Annotated in this window: 13 protein-coding genes; 2 read left to right on the top strand and 11 right to left on the bottom strand. The window is 63.5% G+C overall.

All coding sequences use genetic code 11. The annotated features are described in order from the left end of the window. Nucleotides 1-160: 160 nt before the first annotated feature. The 8 genes from phaZ to SS05631_RS17735 form a co-directional block, all read right to left on the bottom strand. A complete protein-coding gene (gene phaZ, locus SS05631_RS17770; RefSeq protein WP_037418495.1) occupies nt 161-1,435 on the bottom strand; it encodes a polyhydroxyalkanoate depolymerase in 1,275 nt (424 codons plus the stop codon). A 226-nt stretch (nt 1,436-1,661) separates the two neighbouring features. Beyond that, on the bottom strand, nt 1,662-2,498 hold the full coding sequence (locus SS05631_RS17765; RefSeq protein ID WP_037418492.1) for an amidohydrolase family protein: 837 nt from the start codon (nt 2,496-2,498) through the stop codon (nt 1,662-1,664). Further along, on the bottom strand, nt 2,495-3,517 hold the full coding sequence (locus SS05631_RS17760) for a zinc-binding alcohol dehydrogenase family protein (protein ID WP_037418490.1): 1,023 nt from the start codon (nt 3,515-3,517) through the stop codon (nt 2,495-2,497). The genes SS05631_RS17765 and SS05631_RS17760 overlap by 4 nt, the downstream gene beginning before the upstream one ends. 43 nt (nt 3,518-3,560) lie before the next feature. Beyond that, nucleotides 3,561-4,538, bottom strand: a complete 978-nt coding sequence (locus SS05631_RS17755; RefSeq protein ID WP_037418488.1) for an ABC transporter permease — start codon at nt 4,536-4,538, stop codon at nt 3,561-3,563. A gap of 37 nt (nt 4,539-4,575) precedes the next feature. Next, nucleotides 4,576-6,117 (bottom strand): sugar ABC transporter ATP-binding protein, encoded by a 1,542-nt coding sequence (locus SS05631_RS17750; protein ID WP_037418486.1) that lies wholly within the window; start codon nt 6,115-6,117, stop codon nt 4,576-4,578. Nucleotides 6,118-6,187: 70 nt separating this feature from the next. Next, nucleotides 6,188-7,177 (bottom strand): ABC transporter substrate-binding protein, encoded by a 990-nt coding sequence (locus tag SS05631_RS17745; RefSeq protein WP_037418484.1) that lies wholly within the window; start codon nt 7,175-7,177, stop codon nt 6,188-6,190. A 207-nt stretch (nt 7,178-7,384) separates the two neighbouring features. Then, nucleotides 7,385-8,404, bottom strand: coding sequence for an aldo/keto reductase (locus SS05631_RS17740; protein WP_037418481.1), 1,020 nt, complete (start codon nt 8,402-8,404; stop codon nt 7,385-7,387). 177 nt (nt 8,405-8,581) lie between these two features. Further along, the gene (locus SS05631_RS17735) at nt 8,582-10,087 is read right to left on the bottom strand and encodes an altronate dehydratase family protein (RefSeq protein WP_037418479.1); all 1,506 of its coding nucleotides are present in this window, start codon (nt 10,085-10,087) and stop codon (nt 8,582-8,584) included. Between the two features lie 270 nt (nt 10,088-10,357). Between SS05631_RS17735 and SS05631_RS17730 the strand changes: the two genes are divergently transcribed. Beyond that, nucleotides 10,358-11,236: a GntR family transcriptional regulator gene (locus tag SS05631_RS17730; protein ID WP_037418476.1), complete on the top strand. Its 879-nt coding sequence runs from the start codon at nt 10,358-10,360 to the stop codon at nt 11,234-11,236. A 1-nt stretch (nt 11,237) separates the two neighbouring features. On the opposite strand, the gene SS05631_RS17725 is transcribed toward SS05631_RS17730, so the two are convergent. Together SS05631_RS17725 and gabD are read right to left on the bottom strand one after the other, a co-directional pair. Continuing rightward, nucleotides 11,238-12,038, bottom strand: a complete 801-nt coding sequence (locus SS05631_RS17725; protein WP_037418474.1) for an HpcH/HpaI aldolase/citrate lyase family protein — start codon at nt 12,036-12,038, stop codon at nt 11,238-11,240. 99 nt (nt 12,039-12,137) lie between these two features. Further along, nucleotides 12,138-13,592 carry an NADP-dependent succinate-semialdehyde dehydrogenase gene (gene gabD, locus SS05631_RS17720; protein ID WP_095678027.1) on the bottom strand — a complete coding sequence of 485 codons (1,455 nt, stop codon included), beginning with the start codon at nt 13,590-13,592 and terminating at the stop codon, nt 12,138-12,140. Nucleotides 13,593-13,867: 275 nt separating this feature from the next. On the opposite strand from gabD, the gene SS05631_RS17715 reads away from it, so the two are divergent. Beyond that, nucleotides 13,868-14,455 (top strand): nitroreductase family protein, encoded by a 588-nt coding sequence (locus tag SS05631_RS17715; RefSeq protein ID WP_037418469.1) that lies wholly within the window; start codon nt 13,868-13,870, stop codon nt 14,453-14,455. A 104-nt stretch (nt 14,456-14,559) separates the two neighbouring features. Here the strand turns inward: SS05631_RS17715 and gyrB are convergent, their stop codons facing one another. After that, complete coding sequence (gyrB, locus tag SS05631_RS17710; protein ID WP_037418466.1) at nt 14,560-16,995, bottom strand: DNA topoisomerase (ATP-hydrolyzing) subunit B; 2,436 nt, start codon at nt 16,993-16,995, stop codon at nt 14,560-14,562. Nucleotides 16,996-17,040: the final 45 nt, after the last annotated feature.

Below are 17,040 nucleotides of genomic sequence, written 5' to 3'. Positions count from 1 at the left end.
GCGGACCGCCCGTTGCGGCCCGATGAAAACGATGTGGGAAAGGCAGGAGATGACTGCAAGATGCGCCGGATGGGAATCGGACAAACCCTTGATCCTGCGGCAGCAAATCGCCGCCTCAGGATGCTTTAGGCCGCGGTCGAAAAGCCCGCGTCAGGTGGAGCTAGGCCGATTTGCCCCCCTTGATGATCTGCTTCACTGGCCTCGAGTGGCGCGAATGCTCGCGCTGGAAGGCGACGATGCGCGGTGCGATCTCGCCGCGGAAGCGAGAGCCGTTGAAGACGCCGTAGTGCCCGACGTCCGGCTGCATGTAGTGCTGACGCATGTGCTCCGGAATGTTGGTGCAGATCGTCTGCGCCGCCTGGGTTTGGCCGACGCCGGAAATGTCGTCGTTCTCGCCCTCGACCGTCAGCAGCGCCACCTTGCGGATCGCCGTCGGATCGACGCGCTTGCCGCGATGCATCATTTCTCCCTTCGGCAAGGCATGCTGTATGAACACCACCTGCACTGTCTGCAGGTAGAATTCCGCGGTGAGATCCATGACCGCGAGATATTCGTCGTAGAAGTCGCGGTGCTTGTCGGCGGCATCGCCATCGTTCTTGACGAGATGGGCGAAGAACTCCTTGTGGGCGACCAGATGGCGGTCGAGATTCATCGACATGAAGCCCGAAAGCTGCAGGAAGCCCGGATAGACCATGCGCATGAAGCCCGGTTGCGGCCATGGCACCGGCATGATGACATTGTCGCGGAACCAGTCGACCGGCCGTTGCTCGGCCAGCTGATTGACGGCGGTCGGGTTGATGCGGGTATCGATCGGTCCACCCATCAGCGTCATCGACGCGGGCGAGAGCGGGTCGTTCTCCGCCTCCATCAAAGCGACCGCGGCGAGAACCGGCACGGCCGGCTGGCAGACGCCGATCACATGGGTATCGGGTCCGAGGTGATGCAGGATCTGGATGACGTAGTCGATGTAATCGTCGAGATCGAAAGTGCCTTCGCTGAGCGGCACCATGCGGGCATCCAGCCAGTCCGTGATGTAGATGTCCGAATGCGGCAGAAGCGCTTCGACCGTGCCGCGCAGCAAAGTCGAGTAGTGGCCGGACATGGGTGCAACGAGCAGCACCTTCGGGTCCGGCGTCCTTCCCTTCGGCAGCGACCGTTCGAAATGGATGAGGTTGCAGAAGGGCGCCCGCCAGACGATCTTCTCGCGGACCGGCACAGGCTGGCCGTCGACGACCGTCTCGGGCAGGCCGAATTCCGGCTTACCATAGCGCCGCGTGGCGCGTTCGAAGACTTCCAGCCCTGCCGCCGCGGCGCGGCCGAAATAGGTGTGCGAGACCGGGTTCATCGGATTCTTGAAGGCCAGCCGCATGGCGTCCGCCGCCGTGCGCCATGGGGCCATCATGGCATGGTTCATTTCGTAGAGCTGGTAGAACATGGGACGCGTACCCCTTGTTTCAATCGATCCGGCGCCGCTCCCAGGTCCGACGCAAGCCTTGCGAGTGTTTGTCTTGGTGGTCCGCAATCGCTTTCAGACTACCACTTTTCTTGTGCAGTGCAACAAACAGTACCCCCTCGTTTTTAGGGCAAGTTCCGAGGGAATTCATATTACTAATTTATTGAGATAACATTGCGCGGGCCTGTCGCGCTATGACGTTCGTACCTCAGGCCGCGGAAATTCCGTAAAAACGGGCTGCCGTCCCCAGGAAAATCGCCTGTCGCTCCGCTTCCGTGCAGCTTGCGGTCAACGCTTGAGCAGCGGCAAACCACTCGGCGTAGTCGGCATCGAGCAATACAACCGGCCAATCGCTGCCGAACATCACCCGGTCGGCACCAAACATGTCGAGAAGATGGACGGCATAGGGCCGCAAGCGCTCGACCGACCAGCGTCCGCCGGCTTCCGTCACAAGTCCAGAGAGCTTGACGTACACATTCGGGCGGCGGGCGAGCGCCGCCATGTCGCTTCGCCAGGGTTCGAGCCGGCCTTCGTCAATGAACGGCTTGGCGCCGTGATCGACGACGATGGCGAGATCCGGCAGGCGGTCGGCGAGGGCGGCGACGACCGGCAGATGGCGCGGCTGGATGAGCGCGTCGAAACGGAGGTCCAGCTGCGGCAGCATTTCGAGTATGGCGATCGCTTCCGGCCGCAGGATCCAGGCAGTTTCATCGATGCTCTGCAGCATCGGCCGGATGCCCTTGAACTTCGGATGTGTTTTCAGTCGCCGAAGCTCGGAGCGGGCGTCGGCCGCTATAATATCGACCCAGCCGACCACCGCCGCGACCGTCTCCTCGCGCGCGGCGATTTCGAGCAGGAACCCGGTCTCGGCGACATTCGGCGCCGCCTGGACGAGAACCGTCCGGTTGATGCCTGCGGCGCTGAGATGAGGCCTCAGATCGTCAGGTCCGAAGTCGCGGAAGATCGGTTCGAGATCTGGGCCAGGCCAGTCATTGTGGCCGAGACCGAGCGTCCAGTAGTGCTGGTGGGCGTCGATGAAGCTCATGCGGCAGCGACCGTAACGATTGCCTTCACAAGGCCGGCCTTGTCATGCGCCCAACGCGGCAGGTCGTCGACGCATCGGTCGAGGGTCGTCCTGTGGGTGATGAGCTTGTCCACCGCCACCAGGCCCGTGCCGATCGAGGCGATGACGTGGTCGAAATCTTCCCGCGTCGCATTGCGGCTCGCCACCAGCGTCATCTCGCGCTTGTGGAATTCCGGATCGGAGAAGCGGATGTCGTTCTTCACCACGCTGACGAAGACGAGCGTCCCGCCATGGGCGACATGGGCAAAGGACCGTTCCATCGACGCGGCATTGCCGGTGGCGTCGAAGACGACGTCGAAACCGTCACCATCCGTGGCTTCGGCAATTGCCCTTTCCAGTCCCTCACCGGCGAGGAGGCCGCCCGAAAAGCCGAGCTCGTCCACGGCGAAAGCCAGCCGCTCGGCACTGGTATCGAGAAGCGCCACCTCGTGCCCGGTGATCCGCGAAAAGATCGCCGTTCCGAGGCCGATCGGGCCGGCGCCGATCACCAGGGAGCGGGCACCGGGCGCCACGCCGGATCGTCTCACCGCATGGGCGCCGATCGCCAGGAATTCCACCGTCGCGGCGGCTTCGGGAGAAAGACCGGTCGCCGGATAGAGGTTCTTCTCCGGCATGAGGATTTCTTCGCAGAAGGCGCCGTCGGTGTGGACGCCGAGAACCCGGATCGCCGTGCAGCAATTGGGCTTCCCCCTCCGGCAGGCAATGCAGGTCCCGCAGGAGATATAGGGATTGACGACCACCAGCGTTCCGGGGGCGAGTCGGGAAGCCGTGTCGGCCTCAAGGACGGTCGCGGAAATCTCGTGGCCCATGACGCGCGGATATTCGAGGAAGGGGTGCTTGCCTTCGAAGATATGATAGTCGGTGCCGCAAATGCCGACGCTGTTGACCGCGAGGCGGGCCCAACCCTCAGGCGGCGGCGCCGGCCGGGGCCGATCGGCGACTTCCAAACGACCGGGCTCCGCACAAACGACAGCCTTCATGACGCTTCCCCCATGTCGATTGCCAATGACCAGTTCGCGCCGTTCAACGCGAGCCCCGGCGCCGGAGCTGGTCGAAATAGACGATCACGATGATCAGCACGCCGGTAATGATGCGTTGCCAGAAGGAGTTGACGTTCAACAGATTGGCGCCGTTGTTGATCGTCGCCAGGATGAAGGCGCCGAGCAGCGGCCCGTGCACCGAGCCGACGGCGCCGAAAAGGCTGGTGCCGCCGATGACCGACGAGGCGATCGCCTGCAATTCCCAGCCTTCGGCCTGCGTGGCGTTGCCGATGCCGATGCGCGAGGCGAGCAGCAGGCCGACAAAGGCGGCGCAAGTCGAAGAGAGAATATAGGCGAGATAGATCGTCCGGTTGACATTGACGCCGGAAAGACGCGCCGCTTCGCTGTTCGAGCCGACGGCGAAAAGATAGCGGCCGAAGCGGCTCAGATGCAGGAAGACATAGGCGGGGACGGCGACAAAGATGACCATCCAGAACAGGCTCGGAACGCCGAGGAAATCGGCACGCGAGAAATTGGTGAAGGCCTCGTTGGTGATCGAGATTGTCGAACCGTTGGTGATCAGGAGGCCGATGCCGCGCAGCGACGTCAGCGTCGCAAGCGTGATGATGAAGGGCGGCAGGCCCATGCGGACGATGCCGAAGGCGTGAAAGGCGCCGATCAGCACGCCGATCAAGAGCGTCGCGACAAGCGCCAGCCAGAGCGGTACGCCGGCGGCCAGCAGCCAGGCGACGATGACGCTGGTGAAGCCAACGACCGCGCCGACCGACAGATCGATGCCGGCGGTGATGATCACGAAGGTCTGGCCGACAGCCAGGATCGCCGTCATCGCCCCCTGGCGCAGGAGGTTGCTGATATTGTTGGGGGTCCAGAAGGCGCTCGTCGCCAGGCCAAGGAGCAGCCAGAGGACGACCAGCAGTCCGAGGAGCGTCAGTCCGAACAGGATGCTGACCCCTCGCTTCGGCGTCGGTCCTGTGCTGCTTTCTACCGTTTCCACACTCATTCTGCCCTCCCTGCAGTCCTTCCAATTCTCGGATCGATCACGCGTTAATCGCCTGCGCCAAGACATCCTCGTGGCTGGCGGCGCGGTAATCATGGCTCGCCACCAGCCGCCCTTGACGGAACACGTGCAGGCGGTCGGCAAGCTCGTAGACTTCCGGCAGGTAGGAGGAGATCAGGATGATCCCCGCCCCCTTTTCCAGCAGCCGTGCAAACAGCCTGTAGATTTCCGCCTTGGTGCCGACGTCGACGCCGACGGTCGGCTCGTCGAAGATGAAGAGTTTCGCGCCGTGGCTCAGCCATTTGCCGATGACGATCTTCTGCTGGTTGCCGCCGGACATGGCGGAGGCCAGCACCCGCCGCGACGGCGTCTTGATCTGCAGATCGCGGATCTGGCGATCGGCATTGGCGGCCTCCTCGGCCCGGTTAATCGTCAGCCCGCGCGTCAAACGGCGAAAGACCGGCAGGTTGATGTTGAGGCCGATCGGCAGGTTGAGGCAAAGGCCCTGGTCGCGGCGGCTTTCCGGCGCGAGCGCGATGCCGAGCTCCATCGCCCTGCGCTCGTTGTCGATTTCGACCTTGCGGCCCTGCCAGTACACCTCTCCGGCGGTGAGGGGATGGCGGCCATAGAGGCCGAGCGCGAATTCGCTGCGCCCGGCGCCGATCAGACCGTAGAGCCCGACGATCTCGCCGGCGCGGACCGAAAGCGATATGTCGCTGAAGCCCGGTCCGGAGAGGCCGCGCGCTTCGACGATCGTCTCCCCGAAGGCGAATTGTTCCTTGTGATAGATCTGCTCGATGGTGCGGTTGATCATCAGCGCGATCAGTTCCGCCTCGTTCGTCTCCGAGATGTCGCGGGTGCCGACATGGGTGCCGTCGCGCAACACCGAAACGCGGTCGGCAAGCTCGAAGACTTCTTCCAGCCGGTGGCTGATATAGACGATGGTGACGCCTTCGCCCTGCAGCCGGCGAATGAGACGGAAAAGCTGAGCGGATTCCTGCCGGGTCAGATAGGCGGTCGGTTCGTCGAAGATCAGGAAGCGGGTGCCGCGCATGGCGGCGCGGGCGGTCGCGACCAACTGCTGCTGGCCGATCGTCAGGCTGCCGAGCGTCGCATTGGCCGGCAAGTTGAAGCCGAGATCGTTGAGGACGCCCTGGGCGGCATCGGTCATGGCGCGCTTGCGCATCAGGCCGTTGCTGTTCATCTCGTCGCCGAGGAACATATTGGCCGCCACGCTCAAATGCGGGCAGAGCACCACCTCCTGGTGGACGGCGTTGATGCCGCGGCTGATCGCCTCCGTGGGTGTCGAAAGCTGCACCGGCTCGCCTTGCCAGAACACATCGCCGGCAGTTCGCGGGATGACGCCGGTCAGGAGCTTGATCAGTGTCGACTTGCCGGCGCCGTTTTCGCCGACGATCGCGTGGATCTCGCCGGAGAGGAAAGTAATCGTGGCGGGCTTCAGCGCCTGGACGGCGCCGTAGTTCTTCTGCAGGCCGCGCAGTTCCAGGATCGGCTTGCCCTTCGCAACGGCCGCCTCGAGCTCGCCCTCGTGGCGCTGGCTCACCTCTTGAAGCCCTGTCATGGTACCCTCCTCACTTGCCGGTCAGCGACGGCCGGCTCCTCCGGCCGGCCGTCGCTGCGATCTCAACGGGTCAGTTGACCTTCGGGTTCAGGAGCGCATCGATCTTCGGCTCGGCCATGTTGGCCTTGGTGACAAGGTTCGCGCCGGTATCGACATTGGCCTCGACCTTTTCGCCCTTAGAGACTGCAAGCGCCGTCTTCACGCCATCATACCCCATGCGATAGGGGTCCTGCACGACGAGGCCGGCGAGCACGCCTTCCTTGAGGAAACCGACGGTCTTTTCATCGCTGTCGAAGCCGATGACCTTGATCTTGTCGCCGAGCTTGTTTTCGGCAATCGCCTGGCCGGCTCCCTGCGCCATGATCAGGTTGGAGGCGAAGACGCCGACGAGGTTGGGATTGGCGGTTATCAGGTCCGTCATGATGTTCAGGCCGGTCGTCGCCTGGCCATCGGCGTATTTATCCGCGACAACCTTCAGGCCCGGATACTTGGTCTTGATCTGGTCGAGGAAGCCTTCGCGGCGCTGGTCGAGCGAACCGACGCCCGGCAGGCTGGTGATGATGGCGACCTCGCCCTCTTCCTTGCCGGTCGCTTCCTTGATCGCCGCGGCGAGCCCATCGGCGGCGATGCGGCCGCCCTGGACGTTGTCGGTCGTCAGGAACGACGAGAACGCCTTCGAATCCGCTCCGGAGTCGATACCGATGACCGGTACCGCCTTGGCGGCCTCGTCGATCGGCTTGCCAAGCGCCTTGAACTCGGTCGGGGCGATGACGACGGCGGCCGGCGCGCCGGCGACGGCATTCTCGAGGATGCTGATCTGGCCGTTGATGTCGGATTCGGATTGCGCCCCGAGTTCCGGAACGTTGACGCCGAGGTCCTTGCCGGCGGCACGTGCGCCCGCGAGCACGATCTGCCAGTAGAAGGAGGTCGTGTCCTTGACGATGATCGGAATGGTCACGTCCTGCGCGAAGGACGGCATCGGCGCCATGGCGGCGAAGAAGGCTGCGCCGGCAAGCGCGCTGAAGGCGCGGCGGGACACAATGCGTCTGGAAATGCTCATTAGGTTTCTCCTCTCAATTCACACCTAGTTCCGTTATCGAGATCGATCCGCCAGGTGTTTGCGTATCGTCTTTTATCAATAAAAAACATTTTGGGACGCTAGCCCAGGCACGGCGAATTGGCAAGCCCATTTGATCGAATCTCTTCACTCGCGTTCCTCCAACACGCAAGAAGGATCAGCCGCCGCTTTCGGCAGCGAGCATGACAGTCAGACCCGCACGGCCTCCGTTCCAAGCGCGGGCGCTACGAGGGTGAAGGGGTCGAAGGCGGCAAAATCCGCCGCCGCTATCGTTCTTCGGACCAATTCGATGTTGCGCTCGAGGCTCGAAGGCTTGGCGGTGCCAAGCAGAACCGAGGCGACCTGGGCATTGGCAAGCGGGAACTGTAGCGCCGGTGCTGCAAGCGGCAGACCACGCTCACCGGCGATCCGTTCCATCGCCGCGACCTTCTCTCTGACCTCCTCCGTGGCCGGCATATAATCGAAATGCGCGCCCGCCACCGGACCGGTGGCGAGGATGCCGGAATTGAATACACCGCCAACGACGAGCGAGGTCCCTTTCTTCTCGCAGAGCGGAATGAGTTCGGCGACCGCGGATCGGTCGAGAAGCGTGTAGCGGCCGGCAAGCAGGATGCAGTCGATATCCGCATGGCGCATTACGTCGAGGCAGACCGGCACCTCGTTGACGCCCAGTCCATAGGCTGAAATGGCGCCGCTCGATTTGAGCGCCTCCAGCGCCTTAAGGCCGGAATCGAGCAATTGCCGGAGATAGACGGCATTCCTCGCTGCCCCATGGGTATAGCCACCGATATCGTGAACGTAGAGAATGTCGATGCGGTTTAGGCCGAGGCGGGCATAGCTCATCTCCACCGAGCGCATGATCGCGTCATAGCCATAGTCGTAGGTGACGTCGAAATTCAGCGCCTTGACGTAGGAATAATCCGGGACCTTATCTTCTGGCACCGGATGCAGCAGGCGGCCGACCTTGGTGGAGAGCACGTAGCTCTCGCGCGGCTTGTCGCGCAGGAAATCGCCGGTCCGCCGCTCGGCAAGTCCGAGCCCATAATACGGCGCCGTGTCGAAATAGCGGATCCCTGCGTCCCAAGCGGCATCGAGCGTCGCCATCGCCGCCTCGCGCGTGCATTCGCGATAGAGGCCGCCGAGCCCGGCGGTGCCGAAACTGTATTCGGTGACCGCCAGATCGGTTCGACCGATAATTCTCGTCTGCATTCCTTGTCTCCTCCCTCCAAAGGATGCGCTCTTCTCACAGACGGCGCATTTGCCCCCTCACCCAATCCTCTCCCGCAGGCGGGGAGAGGGAGTCCGAGCGGCCGTCGCGAGTCCCTTCGCCCCGCCTGCGGGGAGAAGGTGGCCGGCAGGCCGGATGAGGGGCCCTTCCAAATCCGCCTAAAGCGTCGCCCCCAGATGCCAGGGGACGAACTCATTGTCGCCGTAGCCGAAAAGTTCGCTCTTGGTCTTACGCCCCGACGCCGTATCGATGATCAAATCGAAAATCTGGCGGCCGAGACCGGCTATCGTCGCCTCGCCGGAGGCGATCACGCCGCAATCGATATCCATGTCCTCTTCCATCGCCCGGTAGAGCGCCGTGTTGCTGGTCAGCTTAATCGACGGCGCGGGCCGACAGCCGAAGCAGCTGCCGCGGCCGGTGGTAAAGGCGATGACGTTGGCGCCGCCTGCAACCTGGCCCGTCGCCGACACCGGGTCGTAGCCGGGCGTATCCATGAAGACGAGGCCATGCTCGGTCACCCGCTCCGCGTAATTGTAGACAGCCGTCAACGGCGAACGGCCTCCTTTGGCCACGGCGCCGAGCGACTTTTCTAAGATGGTGGTCAGGCCGCCGCGCTTGTTACCCGGCGAAGGATTGTTGTCGAGCGAGGCGCCGTGCATCTCGACATAATTTTCCCACCAGGAGATCAGCCCGTCGAGCTTCACCGCCACCGCCTCGTTGACGGCCCGGCTGCGCAAGAGATGCTCGGCCCCATAGATCTCCGAGGTCTCCGACAGGATCGCCGTGCCGCCGGCACCGGCGAGAATATCGACGGCAGCGCCGAGCGCCGGGTTCGCCGTGACACCGGAAAGGCCGTCAGAGCCGCCGCATTGCAACCCGACGATGATCTCACTCACCGGGATCGGCACCCGCCTTGCGGTTGCCACTTCCTTGGCGATTTCCTCGAGAACGCCGAGCGCGCGCTCGACCGAGCGGCGCGAGCCGCCGGCCTCCTGAATGTTGAAATGCCGCTTTTCCGCGCCCGAACCGCTCTGGCCGTAGAGCGTCAGCTGGTTGACCTCGCAGCCGAGCCCGACCATCAGCGCGCCGCCGAAATTGGCGTGGCGGGCATAGCCGGCGAGCGTCCGGTGCAGGTTCTTCATGCCGTCGCCGGAAGACGACATGCCGCAGCCTTGGTCGTGCACGATCGGCACGAAGCCGTCGATGGCCTCGTAGCGCGGCAGGATGCGCCGGTTGGCCTCCTCGGCGATGGCGCGACAGACAGTGGTGGAACAGTTCACGCTGGCGATGATGCCGATATAGTTTCGGGTTGCCGCGCGCCCGTCAGCCCGGCGATAGCCGAGGAAGGTGCGCGCCTTGTCGGCCGCACTTGCGGCTTCCGGCGGCACCGGCGCGCCGATCGACAGCCGATCCTGGTCGAAGGCGAGATTGTGCGAATGCACATGCTCGCCGGCGGCGATGTCGCGCGTGGCGCGGCCGATCGCCTGGGCATATTTGACGACCGGCTCGCCGGCCGGGATCGGCCGGATCGCCGCCTTGTGGCCGGCCTCGATGCGCGCCGCGGACTTTTGCCCTCCGGGTAAAGTCTCGCCGGGCTCGATCGCCACCGTGGCAACGGCGACATTATCCTCCGGCGAAAGAAGGATCGAAGACGGTGCGGACAATCTCAGGCTCTCCCGGAACGGTTTTCACGGGATGGCTCCCGTGTCCTCTTGTTTGTCTTTTATCTACAATAGACAGATTTTCGTCAATGGGTATTATGACTCTCGTAGAAAACGAGGATGCCGATGCTCTCATGCGATGGGGGCATGGAAAAGGCAGGAATAAGCAGGTCTCGGCTAATTCTTGATTGACCCCGAGACAAACCGGCGCTGCCGGGCTAGATGGGCGCATGACCGCTGCGTCGAAACAATTCTAATCGGCCGGATCATTCCATGGCAAAGCAGAACACCGTCTTCAAGGATGCCTTCAACCGCTGCCTCACGCTGCTTTCGGAAACATCAGCGCTGCCTTCCGAACCGGAGCTCGGCCAGGCGCTCGGGGTGAGCCGCACGACGGTCCGGGCCATCCTGTCGCGTTGCGAAGAGGTCAAGCTCATCAGCTGGGACAAGCGCCAGAAGATCGTGCTGAGGCGCCCGGAACCTTCCGATTATTTCCCGACCGAGGAAACCGATTCGCTTGCCGAGCGCATCGAGCGCAGCTTCATGCGCCGGATTCTGGCGGGCGGTGCGGAGCCCGGCATGCAGATCAACGAGCTTGAGCTGGCGCGGGAGATCGGCACAGGCACGACGAGCGTGCGCGAATTCCTGATCCGCTTCAGCCGCTTCGGCCTGATCGAGAAGCGGCCGAACAGCCATTGGGTGCTCAAAGGCTTTACCCGCGAATTCGCGCTTGAGCTAACGGAAGTGCGCGAGATGTTCGAGCTCCGCTCGGCCGCTCGCTTCGTTTCCCTGCCGGAGAACGACCCGGCCTGGACCGAGCTGAAGCAGATCGAGGCACTGCATCGCGATATTCTCGCCGATATCGACGACCGCTACAGGGAATTCTCCGAGCTCGACGAGCGCTTCCACCTCCTGGTGCACAAATCGTCGAGCAACCGCTTCATCGTCGATTTCTACGACATCATCGCGATCGTCTTCCACTACCATTATCAATGGAACAAATCGAATGCGCGCGAGCGCAATGCACGGGCGCTGGAGGAGCATCTCGCCTATATCGCCGCCCTTCAGTCGCGGGACCCGAAGCAGGCGGAACAGGCATGCCGCCGGCATCTGAAATCGGCGCGCGAGACCCTGCTTCAGTCGATACCATAGATCAGTAGCCGGATTCGGTCCGCGCAGGCTCGACCTCTCCGAGGTATTCCCGGCGCAACTGCTCAGTGGCACTGACGAGCAGGGTCACGTCGGTGCCGATCGCCATGAAGTCGGCGCCGAGAGCGCGATAGTCGCGCGCCTGCACCGGATCGAGCGTCAGGATACCGCGCGCCTTGCCGGCTTTATGGATCCGCGCGAAGCCATCGACGATCGCGTCCCGGACATCCGGGTGGGCGGGATTGCCGAGATGTCCCATGTCGGCGGCAAGGTCTGACGGACCGATGAACAGGCCATCGACGCCGTCGAGCGCGGCGATCTCGTCAATCGCGGCCAAGCCTGCCCGGCTCTCGATCTGCAGGATGAGGCAGATCTCGTCATTGGCGTTCTGCAGGTAATCCGTGATGCGCCCGAAATTCGTGGCCCGCCCAAGGGCGGCGCCAACGCCGCGGATGCCGTGCGGCGGATAGCGGACGGCGCGGACGAGCTGCCGCGCCTGCGCTACGGTGTCGACCATCGGGATGAGCAACGTCTGCACCCCGGTGTCGAGAACCTGCTTGATCAAGGCCGTATCGCCGACGGGCAGCCGCACGATCGGATGACTGCCGCGGCCGGCAATCGCGCGATACTGCGCGGCAAGCAGCGGCAGGTCGTTGGGCGCATGTTCGCCGTCGATCAGCAGCCAGTCATAGCCGCTGCCGGCCACGACTTCGGCAGCATAGGGGCTGGCAAGCGCCACCCACAGGCCGAGCTGGAAACGGCTTGCACGGATCGCGGCTTTGAAGGGGTTCTTGGGGGCCGGCATGAACGCTCTCCTCTGACGAAGACCAACGTCTTATCCACAAATGAAAAAACCGGCCAGAATTTTCCGGCCGGTTCGCTTCGATAGAGTTGCTGCCTCGCCTCAGGCGATGCCGCCCAGGCAGACATATTTGATTTCCATGAATTCCTCGATGCCGTATTTCGAGCCCTCGCGGCCGAGGCCGGAGAGTTTGACGCCGCCGAAGGGGGCTTCCGCCGTCGAGATCAGCCCCGTGTTGACGCCGACCATGCCGTATTCGAGGGCTTCGGCGACGCGGAAGACGCGGGCCAGGTCATTGGCATAGAAATAGGAGGCAAGGCCGAATTCGGTGTCGTTGGCCTGATGGATGACGTCCGCCTCGTCCTTGAAGCGGAAGAGCGGTGCGACCGGACCGAAGGTCTCCTCGCGCGCCACGGCCATTGCCTGGGTGACGTCCGCCAGCACCGTCGCCTCATAGAAGCTGCCGCCGAGCGCATGGCGCCTGCCGCCCTGGATGACGCGGGCACCCTTGCCGACGGCGTCGGCCACGTGCTCCTCGACCTTGGCGAGCGCCGGCTCGTCGATCAGCGGACCGAGGATGACGCCCTCTTCCATGCCGTTGCCGGTCTTCAGCTTGGCGACCGCGGCAGCGAGCTTTTCCGAGAAGATTTCGTAGACGCCGTCCTGGACATAGAGGCGGTTAGCGCAGACGCAGGTCTGGCCGTTGTTGCGGAACTTGGCGATCAGCGCGCCTTCGACCGCGGCGTCGAGATCGGCATCATCAAAGACGATGAAGGGCGCGTTGCCGCCGAGCTCGAGTCCGAGCTTCTTGATCGTTGCGGCGCTCTGGCGATAGAGCTCGGCGCCGACTTCGGTGGAGCCGGTGAAGGTCAGCTTGCGCACCGTCGGGTTCGAGGTCATCTCGGCGCCGATCTCGCGGGCCGAACCGGTGATCACGGAGAACAGCCCCTTCGGCATGCCGGCGCGCTCGGCAAGCACGGCGATGGCGCTCGCCGAAAACGGCGTCTGGGCGGCCGGCTTCAACACCATGGCACAGCCGGCGGCAAAGGCGGGGCCGGCCTTGCGGGTGATCATCGCATTCGGGAAGTTCCACGGGGTGATCGCCGCGACGACGCCGATCGGCTGCTTCATCACGAGGATGCGCTTGTCCTTCTGGTGGCCGGGCACGAGGTCGCCATAGACGCGGCGCCCTTCCTCGGCAAACCACTCGATGAAGCTTGCGCCATAGACGATCTCGCCGGTCGCCTCGGCGAGCGGCTTGCCCTGTTCGATCGTCAGAATCCGGCCGAGATCGTCCTTGTTCTCGATCATCAGCTCGTACCAGCGGCGCAAGATTCCCGCGCGCTCCTTGGCGGTCTTCGCCGCCCATTCCTTCTGGACCCGAGCGGCGGTTTCGATCGCAGCCTTGGTTTCGGCGGCGCCGAGCTTCGGGACGCGTCCAATGATCTCGCCCGTCGCCGGATTGTTGACCTCGATGGCGTTCTGCGGGTCGGCTTCGATCCAGTTCTCGCCGACGAGCGCGGCTTGGCGAAACAGCGACGGGTCCTTCAAGTTCATGGCTGGTCCTTCCCTCAGAAAAAAGTTACAGAACTTATACAACTTTTTTCCGTTTCGACAATCGTCTTTTGCTTTTCCGGAAAACGCCTCCCTCGTCGCTTCGTTCCGCTTCCCGAAGGTCCCGCGCGCCAGCGTTCCCGCTTCGATGACTTTTTGTGATGCACGTTCCAAAGCGCCGTCAGGTTCTATAGCGTCGCGGCGAATCCGGCTCTTCGCGAACGCAACACCTTACAGCGGAAGGGCCTCCCAACGAATTCACAGAGAAGGATCCTTCCGTGACGGAAATCAACCACAGAACAGCCGACCATCCGATTCACTCCATCTTCCTCGAGCGCTGGTCGCCGCGAGCCTTCACCGGGGAGGAGATCGGCGAAAAGGAGCTGCTGGCGCTCTTCGAAGCGGCGCGCTGGGCGCCCTCCGCCAGCAATATCCAGCCGTGGCGCTTCGTCTATGCCCGCCGCGGCGCCGCGTATTTCGCCTCCCTGCTGGAAACGCTGGACGAGGGAAATCAGCGCTGGGCCAAGAACGCCTCGGCCCTCGTGATCATTCTTTCGAAGACCCACAGGCAGACCTCGAGCGGCGAGATCAGGCCCGCTTATACGCATGCCTTCGACACCGGCGCCGCCTGGTTCGCTTTCGCGCTCCAGACCCAGCTTGCCGGGTGGCATGCCCATGGGATCGACCGCGACAAGGCGATGCGCGTCGCCGGCGTGCCGGAGCACTATCGGGTGGAAGCGGCCGTCGCAATCGGCAGGCTCGCCGATCCGGCCACGCTTCCTGACGATCTCCGGGAGCGCGAAAAGCCGAGCCAGCGCAAACCAATCAACGAATTCGTTTTCGAAGGTCAGTTCAGGGGCGATTGAGGCGCAAAGCCTTCCGCCCGCAGCTCAAATGAAAAAAGCGCGGAGCCGAGACAGCCCCACGCTTTCATATACAGCACCGCCGAGTGTCTCTGCTGATCGGCTTCTCAGATGTCGAGGTTGGCGACGCTCAGCGCGTTTTCCTGGATGAAGTCGCGGCGCGGCTCCACCTCGTCGCCCATCAGGCGCGAGAACAGCCCGTCCGCGTCGGTCGCGTCGGAAACCTTGACCTGCAGCAAAGAGCGCACATTCGGGTCGAGCGTCGTTTCCCACAATTGCTCGGCGTTCATTTCGCCGAGGCCCTTGTAGCGCTGCATCGTCAGCCCCTTTCGGCCGGCAGCGAAGATCGCGTCCAGGAGAGCCCGCGGCCCGCTGATCTCCTGCGTGCCGTCGCGGCGGCGCAGGACCGGCGGTTCGGCATAGACTTCCTTGAGCTTCGCCGTCAGCTGGTCGATGTGGCGGGCATCGGAGGAACCGATCAGCGCCATGTCGAGCACCGCCACTTCCTTGACGCCGCGCACCATGCGCTCGAGCTTCAGGCCGCCTTCGGCCGTCACCGACCCGGTCCAGCCGCGTTCGGTCTCCTCGGCAATGACGTCGAGACGGCGCGCCACTTCGGCGGCGACCTTCTGGTAGTCGTCGTGATGGCTGTTGAGCTCGGTATTCAGCGCGCCGGCAATCGCCGCCTGCTCGACGATCGCCCGGTTGTAGCGCGAATGCAGTCCGTCCATCAGCGAGCGCAGGCGCAAGGCGTCGTTGATCACCTCGCGGAGATCCTGACCGGCCCTGACCTCACCCGAGCCGAGCGTCAGCGACGCCTCATCGAGGCCGGTCGTGATCAGATACTCCTCGAATGCCTTTTCGTCCTTCAGGTACTGGGCGGACTTGCCGCGCGTCACTTTGTAGAGCGGCGGCTGGGCGATATAGAGGTGGCCGCGCTCGATCAGCTCCGGCATCTGCCGGAAGAAGAAGGTCAGCAGCAGCGTGCGGATATGGGCGCCGTCGACGTCGGCATCCGTCATGATGATGATCTTGTGATAGCGCAGCTTGTCGGCATTGAACTCGTCCTTGCCGATCGAGGTGCCGAGTGCGGTGATCAGGGTGCCGATTTCCTGGCTCGACAGCATCTTGTCGAAGCGCGCCCGCTCGACATTCAGGATCTTGCCGCGCAGCGGCAGGATCGCCTGGTTCTCGCGCGAGCGGCCCTGCTTGGCCGAACCGCCTGCCGAATCGCCCTCCACCAGGAACACTTCCGACTTGGCCGGATCTCGCTCGGAGCAGTCGGCGAGCTTGCCCGGCAGCGACGAGATGTCGAGGGCCCCCTTGCGGCGCGTCAGTTCACGCGCCTTGCGCGCCGCTTCGCGGGCGGCGGCCGCCTCGACGACCTTGCCGACGAGGATCTTCGCATCGGAGGGATTTTCCTCGAGCCAGACGCTGAGCGCCTCATTGACGAGGCTCTCGACCACCGGCCGGACTTCGGACGACACCAGCTTGTCCTTGGTCTGCGAGGAAAACTTCGGATCCGGCACCTTGACCGACAGGACCGCCGTCAAGCCTTCGCGGCAATCGTCGCCGGTCAGCGACACCTTTTCCTTCTTGGTAATGCCGGACGTATCGGCATAGGAGGTGATCTGCCGGGTCAGAGCACCGCGGAAGCCGGCCATGTGGGTGCCGCCGTCGCGCTGCGGAATGTTGTTGGTGAAGCAGAGCACGTTCTCGTGGTAGCTGTCGTTCCACCACATGGCCACCTCGACGGTGATGCCGTCCTTCTCGCCGCGGATCGAGACCGGCTTGTGCACGAGCGGCTTCTTCGCCCGGTCGAGATAGGCGACGAAGGCCTCGAGGCCGCCGTCATACATCATCTCGTCGCGGCGGATGTCCGAGTGGCGCTTGTCGGTCAGGACGATCCGGACGCCGGAATTCAGGAAGGCGAGCTCCCGCAGGCGATGTTCGAGCGTTGCGAAGTCGAATTCGGTCTTAGAGAAGGTCTGCTCGCTCGGCAGGAAGGTGACTTCGGTGCCGGTTTCGCTGCCGGCGTCGCCGGTAATCGTCAGCGGCCCATCGGCGACGCCGTGGGTAAAGCTCATCTCGTGGATCTTGCCGGCGCGACGGATCTTGAGCTTGAGCGACACGGAAAGGGCGTTGACGACCGAAACGCCGACGCCGTGCAATCCGCCGGACACCTTGTAGGAGTTCTGGTCGAATTTGCCGCCGGCATGAAGCTGCGTCATGATCACCTCGGCCGCCGAGACGCCCTCTTCCCGGTGAATGTCCGTCGGAATGCCACGGCCGTTGTCGGTCACGGTGCAGGAGCCATCGGGATTGAGCGTAACCGTGACGATGTCGGCATGGCCGGCCAGTGCCTCGTCGATCGCGTTGTCGACGACCTCATAGACCATGTGGTGCAGACCGGAGCCATCATCGGTATCGCCGATATACATGCCCGGCCGCTTGCGCACGGCGTCGAGGCCCTTCAACACCTTGATGGAATCGGCACCATATTCGGCGATCGCGCCGGCTTCGGTCTCAGAGATATCGGTCATTCGGCTTCAGGTCTTTCCAGGTTTTCGGACGTCGTGATTCGTTGC

Origin of the sequence: Sinorhizobium sp. CCBAU 05631 (genome assembly GCF_002288505.1) — a bacterium.
Lineage (GTDB): Bacteria > Pseudomonadota > Alphaproteobacteria > Rhizobiales > Rhizobiaceae > Sinorhizobium > Sinorhizobium fredii_C.
This window is presented reverse-complemented; position numbering and strand designations above follow the sequence as displayed.

Excerpts from the sequence above, each read along its gene's own strand:
- phaZ (WP_037418495.1), bottom strand. The coding sequence starts at position 1,435 with ATGTTCTACCAGCTCTACGAAATGAACCATGCCATGATGGCCCCATGG.
- SS05631_RS17765 (WP_037418492.1), bottom strand. The coding sequence starts at position 2,498 with ATGAGCTTCATCGACGCCCACCAGCACTACTGGACGCTCGGTCTCGGC.
- SS05631_RS17760 (WP_037418490.1), bottom strand. The coding sequence starts at position 3,517 with ATGAAGGCTGTCGTTTGTGCGGAGCCCGGTCGTTTGGAAGTCGCCGAT.
- SS05631_RS17755 (WP_037418488.1), bottom strand. The coding sequence starts at position 4,538 with ATGAGTGTGGAAACGGTAGAAAGCAGCACAGGACCGACGCCGAAGCGA.
- SS05631_RS17750 (WP_037418486.1), bottom strand. The coding sequence starts at position 6,117 with ATGACAGGGCTTCAAGAGGTGAGCCAGCGCCACGAGGGCGAGCTCGAG.
- SS05631_RS17745 (WP_037418484.1), bottom strand. The coding sequence starts at position 7,177 with ATGAGCATTTCCAGACGCATTGTGTCCCGCCGCGCCTTCAGCGCGCTT.
- SS05631_RS17740 (WP_037418481.1), bottom strand. The coding sequence starts at position 8,404 with ATGCAGACGAGAATTATCGGTCGAACCGATCTGGCGGTCACCGAATAC.
- SS05631_RS17730 (WP_037418476.1), top strand. The coding sequence starts at position 10,358 with ATGGCAAAGCAGAACACCGTCTTCAAGGATGCCTTCAACCGCTGCCTC.
- SS05631_RS17725 (WP_037418474.1), bottom strand. The coding sequence starts at position 12,038 with ATGCCGGCCCCCAAGAACCCCTTCAAAGCCGCGATCCGTGCAAGCCGT.
- gabD (WP_095678027.1), bottom strand. The coding sequence starts at position 13,592 with ATGAACTTGAAGGACCCGTCGCTGTTTCGCCAAGCCGCGCTCGTCGGC.
- gyrB (WP_037418466.1), bottom strand. The coding sequence starts at position 16,995 with ATGACCGATATCTCTGAGACCGAAGCCGGCGCGATCGCCGAATATGGT.